We start from the raw sequence: 14,358 nt of genomic DNA on the forward strand, positions 1-14,358 counted from the left end.
TCCATCTGAAATTCTCGTTACGGTTTTGTTTCTGTTAGATATTGAACATAGTGGTAGAGCTTGTTCGACAGTAAAACGTCGGCACGGGCATATAAACGCTGCCGCAATTTGTCGGGTTCATTATGGTCAACGGGATAAATTTCGTCACGCTCCAGTAGCTCAATGATTTGACTTGAACTGTATTTCGATTTATCCGAAAGCTTAGATAGGATGACGAACTCCTGCCTGAACCGCCGTACATGGTCGGGAAAAATCATCTTGGCGTTACGCGAATCGAGCTTGTGTAACAAATGGCCACGATTGACTAGCTGATAAGCAAACTCTTCGTTGATACCAAGCACCGTCGCCGCTTCCGTGATCGTCATCGCCTCGCAATTGGGCTGTAATTGCTTTAACCATTGGTAAAACTCCGATTTATCCAACCAAAATTCGCGAAATGTTCGCGGTCTTCCATCCGGCTTTCTGACGATAATTTGTCCAGAGACAATACCTTTAAACAGTTGTAAGAATGGCATTTCGATAGTGCCCTGAATACGATTTTGCAGGGTCGAGGCCAGCAGTATGCCATCTTCCGAAGGTGGCGCCGCACTTTTATTAACCGTATCCATCAAAGTCTCCAGCTCGCGTTTGGAATATTTCCAGGTCGAGCAGTAGCCTTCACGCGGGGCGACTTCAAACTTGAAACATCCATTATTTTGCAACTGTACAAATTGTGCTTTGGTCACCCCCAATATGTCCATGGCATCGCGTGCGGTAATCATTTCCTTAAGATGCGGCAGGATTTTCTCCAGATCGGGGCGGTAAATCGCACACTTGGTATATTTGCCGCCGGTTGGTCCGTAGTGGGCTCTGACTTGTTTGTCGACAATGGCCCGATTTAACTCCGAATGGACCAAATCGTATTCATGGCAGGCTTTACTAAACGAGTACCAATGCTGAACTTTTTTGGCGTTAGGACTGAACAAGGTATGTTTTTCCGTAATATCCCGGATCAGGTTGATCGTCGCATAGTGTTCGACGATTTCTCTTAGCCGCTGAAATGCCGGTTCGGGAAATTCCTTGAAGCATTGGCGATAAAAATTCACCAACCGTTTTTGTTGAATATCCAACAGGCTGGCACCGGCGAGATGAATGGTTTGCAAGTAGCGCCAGAATCCATCCTGACCGGCACATAACGCATCCGCACTTCGTTCGGCTCTCAACCTAAATTCGGCCACTTGCTGAAAGTTCTGGCGACCCGGTTTATCTGCATCCCCACCTAATGTCAACCAACTCATCAGAAACCCCATCAATTCGCTACGTCGACGGAGAGCCAGCAATTGCTTCGTATCGAATAATTCGAGGTTCTGCTGTCTAACGCCATTTTCCAAAAAAAATTGCAACGCAATCACCGAATCTACAGCGGGTTCAATCTCAGCTTCTGTCAAGTATTTTAAGCACTGACAGGCTTGTTTACGTGTGCCAACAAAGCTGTAAGGTTTGTGGCATTGCGGGCATAAGTCCTGTAGCCAAATCCGATGCCGAACGCAAGCGACCGATAGTTTTAATTGCCAACCAATTCGCCAATAGTTAGCCTCCTGAAGACAAAGTGGGCAATAACGCAGCCGGGTAGCATTCAGATGAATATTGGGCAAGGCACAGACTTGCGCCAGTCCGAGATCAGCGTTTTGAAATCCTGTCCAACCGGCCTCTAGGAAGGTTTGATATAACTTTGCGTAATCGACAGTTTCAACCCCGTCACCCTCCAACAACCACCGGTAGGACGGATAGGTGTTCTTGTCGGCCAAGCGCATCAGGTAGCCGATCGGATTTTCATCGGGGTAGCTACTGGTACGAATCGGTGGACAAATCAACGTTAACGGCATGCCAGTCATAGTAGTTCCCCTTTTTTTGCCTTTGCCAATTCCACGGCCGGGGCTTTGTAGAACACCATGCCGCGCTGATCTAAGCGTTGACCGAAAAATTCAGCATTAAAGGGATTCAACTTGCCGACGCCTTCCACCCAAATCGATTCGCTGAACGCCGCTTGCAAACAGTTTCGGTCAATGCCTGGCGAGTCGACGTTAAGTGCAATCTGATAAGCACCCAGCATCAATTTGACCATGTAGTCCATGATGCCATTGGTCGCGAAATGCAATTGCCGGGCAATCCCGTCCTGCCGCAAGTCCAGCGGGGTGGGTAAGCCGAGCGTGGTGTCAATCTTTTTGACAACACCCAGAAAGTGACTACGGCTGTTGGCGCATTCGAGATCGAAAGGCTTGAGGTCAATTCGACGACAAAAGCGGCGGCGAAGCTGTTCATTAGAATCCAGAATGATTTGGGTTCGCTCCAGGCCCATGATCACGGTCGATATCTGGGCTTTATCGATCAAGGTCTTGAGCCAGTCGGCGACTTCGGCCGGCGCTCGCTTGTGCCCTCGGTCGATGAAATGCTGCATCTCGTCGAACACAATCAGTTTGACGTCACAGACCTTGATCAAATGCAGAATGCGAGTGGTTTTATCAATCGCCGATCCCCGATGAAACAGCGGATCGCCCAAATGCACCAAGATCTCTTCGGCGAGATTTTTGATAGTGGGCAATGCCGGAATATTAATGGCCAACACCGGAATACTCCGTCTATCGACCTGGTCAACCGGTGGAAATTCTTTTACCAACATATCCATCAAAGTGGTTTTGCCGGTCCCCGAAGGACCGACCAGCCAATAGTTCTTGGATAGCCCGGTTTGCTGATTAAAAAGGTAGGCATTCCTCAGCGCCTGATAGGCTTGGTTAAAGCCCGGATGTTTAATGATCAGGCGTGATAAGTTGGCCCAAGTCTGATTCAATTCGTTTTGTTCAATCATGATTCATCCCCTTCCTGTCCACATCAAAATCTGGGATTTCAAGCACTTGATAGTTCTCGTCGGAGGGTTTCTTGATTTTTTCCGGCAATGTGTTGGATGAGAACGGCGTTTCTTGCAGTGCTTTAGTATCGTAGCGAGCCGCTTTTTTACGCTGGCTGAGTTTCTTGCTAGTGTTAGCCATCGCGATAAGCTGACGCAGCTTTTCCTTACCGCGCTGGTAAAGGCTCACATCCACACGCTCTGCGCTGGTTTGGTTAGCATGCTGCCGAATCAATAGATGCTGGGCCAGGGTGAGATTATTGGCGTACTCCGGATAGGTGCAGGGCACGGTGAAATAATCACCTTGTTGTTCATCGAACACCCAAATGGCGCCCAGGTCTTCCGGGTTGATGCGGATGGTGGCCGATCCAACACCGCGTTTACGCAACACTGCCAGTTCCTCAGAGTTGTACATCAGACCTTTAAATTGCACGCCTTCATGATTCAGGTTACGGGTTTTCTGAGTCGCTAATATCAGGTCCAGCTTTTCCTTGCTTTCCGGTAGTACAGGCTCGATGATTTTCAGGCCATCTTGCCAAGCCAACGCCGGGGTGATGCCCAGACTTTTATGACGGGCTTGGCTATAGACATCAATAAGCCAAACATGCAGTAGCTTTTTAAACTCGGCCAGGGTCATGTTCGCTGCATTTTCGGCATCGTAATCCCCGCGCTCGGTAATATTGGAGAACGTGGTTCCGGCAATTTTGTGGCTCAGTTGCCGATTAAACGTCCCTAAGAATCGCTCAATAGCGCCTTTGTAGTGCGGCTGTTTTTTAGGGCAGTAGATGATTTCGATATTCAACTCAGCACACATGCGTTTCAGCTGCTCCGAATGGAATTCCAGACCGTTATCACAGACCAATGTGACCATGATGCCGTAAGCAAGCCATTGGTTTTCAACGTCAGGATACTGCTGGGCCACATAGTTTTTGGGCAGAATGGCATGCCGTAGCGCACGCATGACAGCCAGCTCTGACGGCGGCTCAAAGCCGATTTCAAAACCCAGCGGTAAACGGGTATGGCGATCAAGAATGAATGTCACCGTGGGTCGACCGATGGTTAAACCGGTCAATTCATCGTTGATCAATAAATCCAAGGGCGTATGGTCAACTTCGGCCCGCTCCAGGATATATTTGGGTTCGGGACCTCGACCCGTTGCCCGGAAATGCTTGTCGGCGGCTTGTTTGCCTTTTCGGGCCGCCATCACCAAGTATTCATCATAGGTGCCGATGTAACGATAGACGGTCGCGCGGCTGGGAATAGCGAGAGGGGTATTTCGATTGACGTTTAATGCCTTAATTTTTAGCGCTAATGCCTCATAGACATCGTTAATACTATTACCTTCGGGTTTGAGATAGATTTCATCAATAAGCTGTTGAAGCAGGTGCTCCAGCTCTTTGACGATTCTACGTTTGGTCTTCGGGCCCTTCGCATAGCTCACTAAAGCGGTAACTGAACGATTAGCTTTTATCCAGCGTTTCCACCAGCGATATAGACTGGTTATTGAAGGAGGAGCAAAGTCACCACTCTCATCAGACACTAACTTAATTACTCTGGATAATCCAGTACACGTGATTGCTTCGCCCAATAGTTCATCGGCTTTTTTCAAGTATCTAAGCCGATAATAGACTTGTTGCTGTATTGACTCCGGATAGGAAGACAAATCAGGCTCGATCCGCTGATTATTTTCCGGCGCCGTTGTAATCCGAGCCTGCCCTCCTAAAACAAGCTGCCCAGAGCTGACTAAACCCAGCAACGATGTTTTGGTATAACTGGCTAACGCTAAATCACTTTTGCGTTCTAACTGGCATTGCCCATCCTCAAGCATTCGAATCAGACAGTACGGCACATTGTTTAAAATCAGGTCCTGTCCGGTATGCAAAGAAGCAAGTTTCATGATGATCTCCAATTGGTATGAAAAGCTGAGTGCTGTTTTCAAGCGGCTGGTCAATGTCAAATCTGATGTCGAGCTGGGCGAGCAAAGCAAAGGCAGTGGTTTGCATTCCGACAAAGCAACTAAGTTCAGCGAAGGTCGGATTGTTACTCCGAGCCACCCATTCCTTAGCTTGTTCGGAAATGTAAGGAGGAATCTCAAAGCGCAGATATGGCCTCAGAATTGAAAAATTCCGAATTCGAGTGGGAAAATTCAATTCGTCTTCGGTCAAGACGATAAAGCGATAGCCCTTTTCGGCCAAAAACTGGTCGGCAGCCTGTAGCCGCTCCAGTACTTTTGGCGTGAACAATTTGGACAAAGGCTTTACCTCGACATAACAAATTTCGCCGTTATGCAAGATCAGTTCAAAGTCCGGTGTATACCGGAACATTCCTTTTGACGCAGGCAAGTAGAGAGTTTGCGGCTGCTCTCTAAATGCCTTGACCACGGGAGAAAATTCAAAGTGGAAGCAAGCTCTTTGTTCGAGCTGCGACTCCCAAGCGACCATGCGCTTCGTTTTGGTTGATGGGAATTGACCTCGGACCAGTCCCCGAGAGCGTGTCACAGGTTCTCGGGCTAGTTCGGCTTTGGGCTGCGGCATGATATTCAGGCGCAAGTGAGCGCACTGACCAGCGTTTTCGCGCTCGCCATACTTTTCAATAGACATAACGTTCCCTTTACTGCCTTTTTCGGCGCAGTGAAGTCTCTCTTATCGTCTTAACTAAGTACGACGACCATAGCCAAGTCGGTCAAGATCTGACCTATATTTGGAGGTGATTCGTCGCCGTGCTTTGACGAAGATTTTTAGGCAATAGAAGACAGTTAAGAATTGCTTGACCGATTATGAAGGAAGTGCGACACTGAGCTTGTCGAGGGCGAGTTCATCACTTGCTTTTAGAATCGGGGGCTGTCTTAATGATTTGTCCCCTTTTTTAATTTGTTGTTGTTCTAGTCATCGACTAGAACAATATTTTTACTACTTCATGTCATCATCTATCTCCAAACACATTGTTCTACCCGCTGACGATTGTACGTCAATAACTAGAACACCTCAACAAAAAGATGACTCTGTTCTTCTTGATGTCATCAAGGACGGTTTCGGGCTGGCAACTGATGCAGAACTAGCCGGTTTTTTGGGCATTACCAGAAGTGCTCTTTGTACTGTCCGTCATAAAACACATCGGTTAGGCCCAAAATCAAAATTCATTGTCTTGGATAAAATTTCATATTTAGGCGTTCGCAATTGGGTCGAACGTATATCTGGTTTATATATTGGTCAGAGGCTTCACATGATTAGCGTCACCAGAGCGCGACTTGCGGGGAAAAAAAATATCCCTGAAGATAATCTAATTGCAGCTGAAATGTCATTACCTGATGAAATAAAACAGTGCTTTAAAATGGCAACAGACGATGAGCTTGCGACATTTCTGGGAGTCAATCGCAATCATATATCAATGATTCGCAACGGAAAGTCCAAGCTAGGTATTGATCCAAAATTACGAGTCTTACAACGTATTGATCAAATCGATTGCGCAAAAGTGCAAGATGCTATTTCTGATCCCGACGTGTTAATCGAAGCTGTTAGGGCTCACGTTAAGAAACCATAAATTTAAGTTAGAACTGGGAATTAATTATTAACCCCATTGCGGATCAATAATACTGCCGTATATAGCTATACGCCTTGTCAAACAGCTCCTCATCGGCATGCTGTTTGTACTTGAACAAGGATCAGTATACGTTGATTCCGTGGATCGTCGCGGTTCAGGCGAGTGTTCTCGATAAGGAACGGCACCACATAGAACTGAGCGTTCTTCGTTGTTGCGTACTAGGTAGCTACGAGGTCGTCTGGCCCCAAATACACTATGTCAATCCGACCTGCGTCTTTAGACACTTGGGCACGTACCAGACCGGCCCTCCCGGGCGCAAGTGCAGCTTGCATGGTCCCCAGCGGCACACCGTCCGCAGCAAGCACGCGTGGCTGACCGCCCCAATAATGGAGTTGAAGTGGGGTTCCTGGCGGTGGCGGTACTCCGAGCCACGTCACCCCCACCCAGTATCGGCGGTCTGCCCAGACGCGGTTTGCACGAGGTGTGAAGCTTTGCGCAAACTCCACCCACATCTCCCTCGTCTCTGGTGTCGGCCAATCAGGTCTTGCGCTCCACGCCGCAAGATCATCCGAACCGAGCCAGTGCCGAAGTTCTTGGGCTGTTTGAAAGGTCGCCTCACTGTCCGCGACAGCCTTTATAGCGCCGAGCCGAGAGTTGAACCCCGCCTGAATGAGGATCGCAGCCGACCTATTCAACGTTCCGGTTTCGACGGCCGCCACTGCAAAGCCAAGCTCATAGTCCTCAAGAGAAAGGAGCCCGTCAATGGTGTCGCCGTTGGCAACTCCACGTACCCGAATAGCCTCCATTGCCCATGGGAGGCGGTAGACAAGGCCCCCTTCAATGAACTGTAACGTCTCCGACTCCTGACCGGCGGCGATGGCGAAAAGGGGCTCGCCGAGAAGCCAGGCGCGGAGAATGTCGCGCCAATTTCCCGGCATGGGATCTGGTATGAATGGATAGAAGACGAAGACGCGTTCCGCAATCGCTGTAATTGCGGCTATCGCCGCCTCAGCATCACCATTGAGAATGCTGCCGTTGGCCTGAATCAGTAGAAGGTTCGCATCCTCCGCAATGGCGTCCAGCGCCTGCCCGGTTCCCAACCCTACGCCAGCCAAGAAGTAGCCTCGGCGGCGCGCTGCAGTCGATTGGCTCCAGATATGCCGACTGCGAGAAACTAGGCCGGCTTTCAGAACCTGTTGAATGTGCTCGTTCTGCCGCAGAAGACGGCGATGCCACAGAGAGGATTGGAGGATGTCGTCCAGCGCCGCTGCAACCCCGTCGTCCGGAATGTCGTTTTCGCCAATGAGACTCAGGACGGCAGTGTCGAGCGTTGCAACATGCTGCTGCCAATCCGCAAGGGCGCGTTCGCGATCTTCTTGACTCTCGTTCGCGACTTCTGGGAAGGTCCACGCCATGGCGTTGTTCACGACATAGTCGATAAGCTGGTTCAGATCACCACCGACTTGGGCGCTCATGCGGGACAGCAGCGCCGCGACGAGTTGCACCAGTCCACTCTCCATATTGCGAGCACCGAGATCATTGATGAGCGTTTCCCAGTTGCTCCGCTTTCTCGGAATCTCGTCGAACATGGGAAAGAGCACGATGCCTTCCACGTCGACATAGGCCCGGCCGGCTCGCCCGATCACGTTCTTGAACTCGGAGATGTCGATCCTGGTTCCAGCACGGTGGAGGGAGTGCATGACCACAGCGGTAGCGGACAAGTTCAAGCCTTGAGCCAAGGTCGGTGACGAGATAGTGACTTTGAGGATATTGCTACGCAACAGGCCTTCGATCTCCTTCCGGTAGGCCGTCGGCAAAGCCCCGTGATGGAGCGCCACACCGAGACGTAGGCACTTGAGGATTGCACTGTCAGGGCCCAGCCATTCCTCACCAAGCGCTATTGCAGTAGCGAGAACAGCAGGGTCTGCTTCCAGCAACGACTGCAGCGCTCCGCGCTCATAAAGGTCGACAATCACGTCGGCAAACGGTTCGACGCTACGTCGTTCCGGGCAGAAGATGAGGACGGTCTGCCCGTCGTCTACCAGCCGCCAAGCTGTCGCTAGGCAGAGTTCTCGTTGATCGTCTGGAAAGAGCCTGGTTCGGCGCCGTTTGGGCGGCATCCACGTTGGCGGCGCCACTCCCGTGAGAAAGCGCTGAACCCAAGGGCGCTCTTCGCCGACACGCAAATTCAGTCGCGCATTGGGGGACGCCCAGACCACCTCGCCAAACCGCAACCGTGTTGGACGCCAGTCATGTTTGATCAAGCCACCAGGATGGTCTCGACGTAGCCATCCGGCGAAGTCGTCGAGTTGATCGCCGTCAGGAAGAATCGCCGAGAGACACACAATGCGCCGCTCATGTGCATCGGCGCGCCGGAGAAGCCGCTGGATTTGAACCTCATAGCGGACTTCCCGTTCGTTCAAGCCAATCATGTGCCCCTCGTCGAAGACAAGGAGACCAACGTCATCGAGGAGAGAGGGGTCGTTACGGAGCGCAAAGTCGAGTTTTTCTGGTGTCGCGACGACAATGTCACTTTCCCGGATCGCATCCTCGTCAAAGCCGCTGACCCCGATGCTGCCATAGAGTGCGGAGATCGTCTTGCCGAGTGGGCCAAAGGTTCTCTGAAGGGTTGTTTCGGTCTGCGCGGACAGTGCTCGCAGCGGCGTGATGAAGACTACACGCTTCCCGCCGGCGAGGCAGCGCAGAATGCATAGTTCAGCGATGCGCGTCTTGCCCGCGCTGGTAGGCAGGGAGACAACCAGATCGTCCGCTTGATCAACCGCGCGGTTTGCCGCATCGATCTGCGAAGGCCAGAGATCCACTTCGGCTTTCGGGCGACGTAACATCAGCGCGATGAATAGTTCGCGAAGCCTGGGCCAATCGTTCGCCTCACCGCCTGCTGGTTGATGCGGAACCCTCTCATGAAAGGTAGTCGACCACAGATCGGATAGGAGGTGGATGGTGATGCGATACGACCACCACTGCGGGAGCATATTCATCTCGGCGCAGATGGCCAGTCCGGTGCGGAGTCGCTCCAGCGCTTGTTCTAGCAATGGTCGCTCGCCACGTTCAAGCGCGAGCAGGAACAGGGCTATCGCCGCCATGAAGGTGTCAGTCAGCGCAATGTCAAGGCCATCGAAGACGAAGTCTTCGCCGCCTGCGATATTGACCGCCGCTTCAGCTTGATTGAGGCTTTCCTGGATTTTAGCGGCGATTCGAGCATCGCTACCTTCGCCCGACGCCCGGAAATCAAGCACCGTAGCGCGCAACGAGTCGAAATTCCGCCTCATCAACAGAGCAAGGACACGCTCCATAGGCGCAAAATTCTCATCCGCTTCAACGAGGGCCAACAGCGAATAGGCACGCGCGGACAGATGTGCGAGGTGATAGCTCGCTGCCGCCATGATGAAGTGGAAGTCGCGATCGATCTCTTGGCGATTGCCCTTTGCAATCACAGCTTCTAGGGCCGTGGCTGCTTGCTCGAAGGCGATCCGGGCTTGGGCCGCGTCTCCGCCGAGTTCTCGCAGGCGAAGACCCAGCCCGAAAAGAGCGTAGCCATAGGAATGCAGGTCGTGGCTAAGCTGCGCTGCGAAAGCCGGAGCATCTGGCGGGAGCACCCCGTCTCTCCAGATGATTGCTCGCGCCTGACCGCGCGCGATGAGACGGCCTCGGAAGCCGGCAGTCGCCGCCTCCATGATGTCAGCCGCGATTGTTTCAGGCGTTGTCGGCATCGGCAATTACTCGGTCATAGACTGTGCCGATGAAGGCAGCGTGCCCATCCACGTGCAGGCCGACACCCCACTGGGTTATCGGTCCAGGATAGGCCTGAAGAGACGCTACTAATAACGCATCCGGCGCGTTGCCGGAAAAGGTGAAAAGCAGATGGCGGACGTTCTGCGGCGGAATACCATGCTTCAACAATGCGTCATCAATCGCGTCAGCGAGCGGTAGTTGGTTCAATTCGTGCAGACGCGCCGAAATGAAGGACAGCGCATGCGCGGATGGCAGGCCGCCATCCTTGTCCAAACCGGCCCTCGCCTCGGTAAGGACTTGGGCGGTCAGTGCGACGCGGCTCTTTGCCTCTCTCTGTCTTAAGAAAGTGAAGACGTTGAGTCTGAGGGTCTTGAGAGATGCCGATAACGTCGTCGCCGCGCATTGCCATATTGCGATGGTCTTTCCATCGCAGCCGCTTGATCGGAGCGCGATAACCTCCGCTCTGCGCTTCGATCCATTCAGTAGCGTAAATCTCTCCGAGATCTCCGGAACGGATTGCCTTTGTAGTCGGAAGCTTGCCTTGAATTAGCGCAGCCGCTTCCGGTTTGCCAAGCCGTGCCAGTGCTCGCGCGACTTGCTCTTCCGATGCATAGTGCGTCGGCACAATGGCCGCAGTTGCCTGGATCGCAGTCGGAAGGTTCGCCTCCTGCGCGGTCATTACTCTGCAGAAATGGTTCCCTACCGGGGTATCTACCGAAAGGCACCAGTCGTTGAAATGCGCCACGTTCCACTCTCCTTTAAAATTCTTTTCCGAATCGGAGATCGGATCGACATAGGTGAACCCTTTGGTTGTCCTTCATTTGTCGTCTCTCCGGCTCATTCAGCCGTATCTGCTATGTTCTCTGCAGGTCGCAACAGTGCGGCCGTTCCCGCGCCCACACACTGCCGCAGACGCTCATTGTCCAAATTCCTTAAATCAGTAGCGCTACATACACCGATGGACAACAGCGCCAAGTGCTGGCCGCGTGTCAGTCTCACCGGGATCTTGGTGATGGGCAACGCGGCAGAAGGTAAACCGAATTCAAGCCGCTGAAGAATTTCGTCCAGACCTTGAAGAAAATCTGGTTGATCGGGGAAAAGCGTTGCCAGAATCTGATGCGCGGAACGCAGATGAAAGCGAGTCGCGTCGGCAATGCCGATGATGTTGCCGTAGCCAATCGCACCGCCAAACCGCGTCGTGGAGTAATGCCTCTCCAGCACATCGACGGGCGTCCCCTCAATCCAATCATGCAGCAGCGCGGCACGCTTGCATCGCGCCCAAAACTCGATCTGGTCACGACAGTACCGCTGCAGCGTTTGAGGTATCTGCTGTCCGAAGCGCTGTGCCACCTCGCCAGCGCGCACACTTTCGGTCTGCCCCTTCTTCATAACCGGCGTATAGATGGCATCCAGTTCGTCCAGCACTTGGACCATCGCGAGAAGGTGGCTGGGCGGTGTCTGCGCGACGTTCAGGCGTCCCATCAATTCGACCAGGCGCAGGCTCGACTCGAATGACAGAGACGAGGTGCCACAGGCGCGCCCAAGGAGCGTCAGGTGGATGAGATCGCCTTCGCGCTCGGCAAGCCCTGCCTGCAACAGGCGCTCAACCAGAGCGCTCACGTCCCGCTCTACCATCGCGACCCATTGTGGATTCGCTCGCGATGCCGAGTACCCTCCGAAAGTGTTGACCAGCAGTCCCGGGATCTCGTCAGCACGGACGCCGCGCACCTGACTGAGCAGACGCAGCGTCCATGTCGGCAGATCACGTTGCTGGAAGGAGGACCTTACGTCTTCGGGGACACCCAGCACATAGCGCTGGAAAAGCTGTGCACGTTCCATTGGCGTGTCCGCCAGGATGATCGCCTTGCCGGTCTCATTGAAGCCGAGTCGCCCAGCGCGACCCGCCATGTTCTTGTACTCGGCCACCGTGAACTGTCGACCGTCCTCGCCGACGAATTCATTCTCGGCGAGCACCACCGTTGAGGCTGGCGTGTTGATGCCGGCGGCCAAGGTCGTGGTGGCGACCAGGGCATGGATGCCCCCCATGGCGCTGCGATACCCTCGCTCGACCGCCTCGCGTTCCGCCCTTAGCAAATTGGTGTTGTGGAATGCGGTGCCACCGGCCAGGCATTCCCGCAAGTCCTGCGATGCGCCGGTCAGGTCTTGGGTGGGAAGTGCGTCCAGGATTGCGCTGGCCGGCGGCAGGCCAAGCTCCTTGGCAAGGTACTTCGCACACCCCTGGGCCGGACCGCGCATGTTGCGGAACACCAGTAGCTTCTCGCCCTGACCCACCAGTTGCTGCGCCAGAGGCACGATCACATCCTGCGAACTGGGTTTGTCGCGACGCTGCACGATGCGGTACGAAGGCAGTAAAGCCTCGGTCTTCGTAGTCCCGTCGGTATCGATATATTGGAATGTTCCTCGCCGGTCGAGAACGCCTTCGATCAACGGCACGGGCCGCTCACGCGACAACAGTAGCGGAACACCGAGCCAGCGATCGAAGCTATTCAGATTGCCAATGACTGCGGACAGGATCACGAGCTGCGGCTCGATGCCATGCTGCCGGGCCCGCAAGAGCAGAGAAAAGATCAGCTCAACCGTGATGCCGCGCTGCGGGTCCGTGATGAACTGCCCTTCGTCCAGCACAACCAGACCGAGCTGACTCAGTAGGCGAGGCGAGCCCAACGCTAGATTGAGGAAGGTCTCATAGGTAAAGAAGCCCAGGTCATAGCGCCCAGCCAAAACGGGCCCGATGCCGTCGGTTGCATCCCCACTGCAGCGGACCACGCGCAATCCTGCAGCCGAGTAGCGCTCAGTGAACTCCTCGAATTTCTCGTTGACCAGCGCTCGATAGGGCAATAGGAATGCCGCCTTCTTGCCGGACGTGACCGCCTGAATCGCCGCCACCTCGCCGACCATCGTCTTGCCGGAACTCGTCGGGGCAACAACCAACAAGGAGTTTCCGCTGAGCACGCCGAACTCGTTGACCGCTTTGAGTTGCAGCGCGTTGAGACCTTGAGGAAAGTCGGCTTCCCACCTCTCGACAATCTCGGGTGGGAAGCCGTGGGCGGAAAACTCCGCGAATGTTCCCGACATTTGATGGACAGCATTCGTAGGAAAAACCGCTGCGTAGTTGTCGCCACGCTTGAGTGTCGGGAACGTCAGACCTCCCTGCACACTACCCAAGAATACGGGGGTTTGCGTGACGCTGATTCGCTCGGCCTCCACACGCGCCAGTCGGATGATCTCCCCGGCGATCTCAGGAAAGCTGACTGAGTCGCCTACCGTGCCTGTCAACGCCTCAATCACGGCGTGGGTGAGCAAGCCATGCCCGGTGCCGGGCTGTTCCCAAGCAGATTCATTCGTCGCACAAGCCGCCAGAAGGATACGGCCTTCTCCATAGATGCCCGTAAGTGCGAATGCGTTGCGCGGGCGTGCCACCGTCTCCAGCACGCGCGCCGGTGCCTGGCCGCTGAAACAGCAATCAAGGATACATAGGACAGCGCGGGCCTTGGTCGTCTTGAAAGCATCTGCCAAGCCAGCCATCGATAAGGCTGTCCCAGCAAGGTCCCCCGCGTTCGTGTCGAACAACACTAAATTGCCATCTGGAGATCCGTGTCCCGCGAACGCGATAACCACCACGTCATCTGCACTCGCGGCGGCCAAGGTACCAAGCATAGCCCCTGACACTTCCGCGTGGGTGGCGGCCTCGTCCACCAGCAGACGGCCACTCAGGCCTTCGATCGTATCGGTGAACAGTGCCCACAAGGCCGTAGCATCACGGCGCGCTCCGCCCAGCTCGGGTATGGAGGTATCGAGATGCTTGTTAATGCCTACGAATACCGCCTTGATCGCCATACACACCCTTTACGGGTTATTCAATGCTAAGTTCGTGTCGGTCAGCAACGGCTGAACCTTGCCGCCAGCGATGTTCAGTGCATCCGCCACCAGTTCCAGCACCATCAATGCGCCATGTTCAGTTCGGATCTGCCAAGGCCAGGAAAGCCTAGCACCAGCGCAATTCTCGGCCCGATCAAAACCTATCTTCTTGAAGTTGTCTTCGAGTGTGTAACACGCATCGGTATAAGAGGACCATCCCAAAGTACATTTCATAAATTTTGAGATTTCATTTCACAATTGTGAGATTTTTTTCATCTATTTTGAGATCTGACACGACACAT

Annotated in this window: 10 protein-coding genes; 1 reads left to right on the forward strand and 9 read right to left on the reverse strand. The window is 53.6% G+C overall.

The features are described from left to right. Nucleotides 1-17: 17 nt before the first annotated feature. From ACH518_RS04720 to ACH518_RS04735, 4 genes are read right to left on the reverse strand one after another with little or no spacing between them, the layout of a single operon-like run. Nucleotides 18-1,874, reverse strand: a complete 1,857-nt coding sequence (locus ACH518_RS04720; protein WP_445372055.1) for a TniQ family protein — start codon at nucleotides 1,872-1,874, stop codon at nucleotides 18-20. Continuing rightward, on the reverse strand, nucleotides 1,871-2,845 hold the full coding sequence (locus ACH518_RS04725; protein ID WP_445372056.1) for a TniB family NTP-binding protein: 975 nt from the start codon (nucleotides 2,843-2,845) through the stop codon (nucleotides 1,871-1,873). The genes ACH518_RS04720 and ACH518_RS04725 overlap by 4 nt, the downstream gene beginning before the upstream one ends. After that, entirely contained in the window at nucleotides 2,838-4,781 is a 1,944-nt protein-coding gene (locus ACH518_RS04730; RefSeq protein ID WP_445372057.1) for a Mu transposase C-terminal domain-containing protein, read from the reverse strand. The genes ACH518_RS04725 and ACH518_RS04730 overlap by 8 nt, the downstream gene beginning before the upstream one ends. Then, a complete protein-coding gene (locus tag ACH518_RS04735) occupies nucleotides 4,705-5,484 on the reverse strand; it encodes a TnsA endonuclease N-terminal domain-containing protein (protein WP_445372058.1) in 780 nt (259 codons plus the stop codon). Before ACH518_RS04735 ends, ACH518_RS04730 begins: the two co-directional genes overlap by 77 nt. Nucleotides 5,485-5,800: 316 nt before the next feature. Here ACH518_RS04735 and ACH518_RS04740 point away from each other — a divergent pair, with 316 nt between their 5' ends. Then, complete coding sequence (locus tag ACH518_RS04740) at nucleotides 5,801-6,424, forward strand: hypothetical protein (RefSeq protein ID WP_445372059.1); 624 nt, start codon at nucleotides 5,801-5,803, stop codon at nucleotides 6,422-6,424. Nucleotides 6,425-6,642: 218 nt separating this feature from the next. Here the strand turns inward: ACH518_RS04740 and ACH518_RS04745 are convergent, their stop codons facing one another. From ACH518_RS04745 to ACH518_RS04765, 5 genes are all read right to left on the reverse strand, one after another. Next, complete coding sequence (locus ACH518_RS04745) at nucleotides 6,643-10,041, reverse strand: DEAD/DEAH box helicase (protein WP_445372060.1); 3,399 nt, start codon at nucleotides 10,039-10,041, stop codon at nucleotides 6,643-6,645. A gap of 97 nt (nucleotides 10,042-10,138) precedes the next feature. Beyond that, entirely contained in the window at nucleotides 10,139-10,450 is a 312-nt protein-coding gene (locus ACH518_RS04750) for a hypothetical protein (protein WP_445373027.1), read from the reverse strand. Continuing rightward, nucleotides 10,362-10,856 carry a Hachiman antiphage defense system protein HamA gene (locus tag ACH518_RS04755; protein WP_445372967.1) on the reverse strand — a complete coding sequence of 165 codons (495 nt, stop codon included), beginning with the start codon at nucleotides 10,854-10,856 and terminating at the stop codon, nucleotides 10,362-10,364. The genes ACH518_RS04750 and ACH518_RS04755 overlap by 89 nt, the downstream gene beginning before the upstream one ends. A gap of 158 nt (nucleotides 10,857-11,014) precedes the next feature. Then, nucleotides 11,015-14,035 carry a DEAD/DEAH box helicase gene (locus ACH518_RS04760; RefSeq protein ID WP_445372061.1) on the reverse strand — a complete coding sequence of 1,007 codons (3,021 nt, stop codon included), beginning with the start codon at nucleotides 14,033-14,035 and terminating at the stop codon, nucleotides 11,015-11,017. A 9-nt stretch (nucleotides 14,036-14,044) separates the two neighbouring features. Next, nucleotides 14,045-14,290: a hypothetical protein gene (locus ACH518_RS04765; protein ID WP_445372062.1), complete on the reverse strand. Its 246-nt coding sequence runs from the start codon at nucleotides 14,288-14,290 to the stop codon at nucleotides 14,045-14,047. Nucleotides 14,291-14,358 lie beyond the last annotated feature (68 nt).

Source organism: Methylomonas sp. HW2-6 (genome assembly GCF_052474525.1).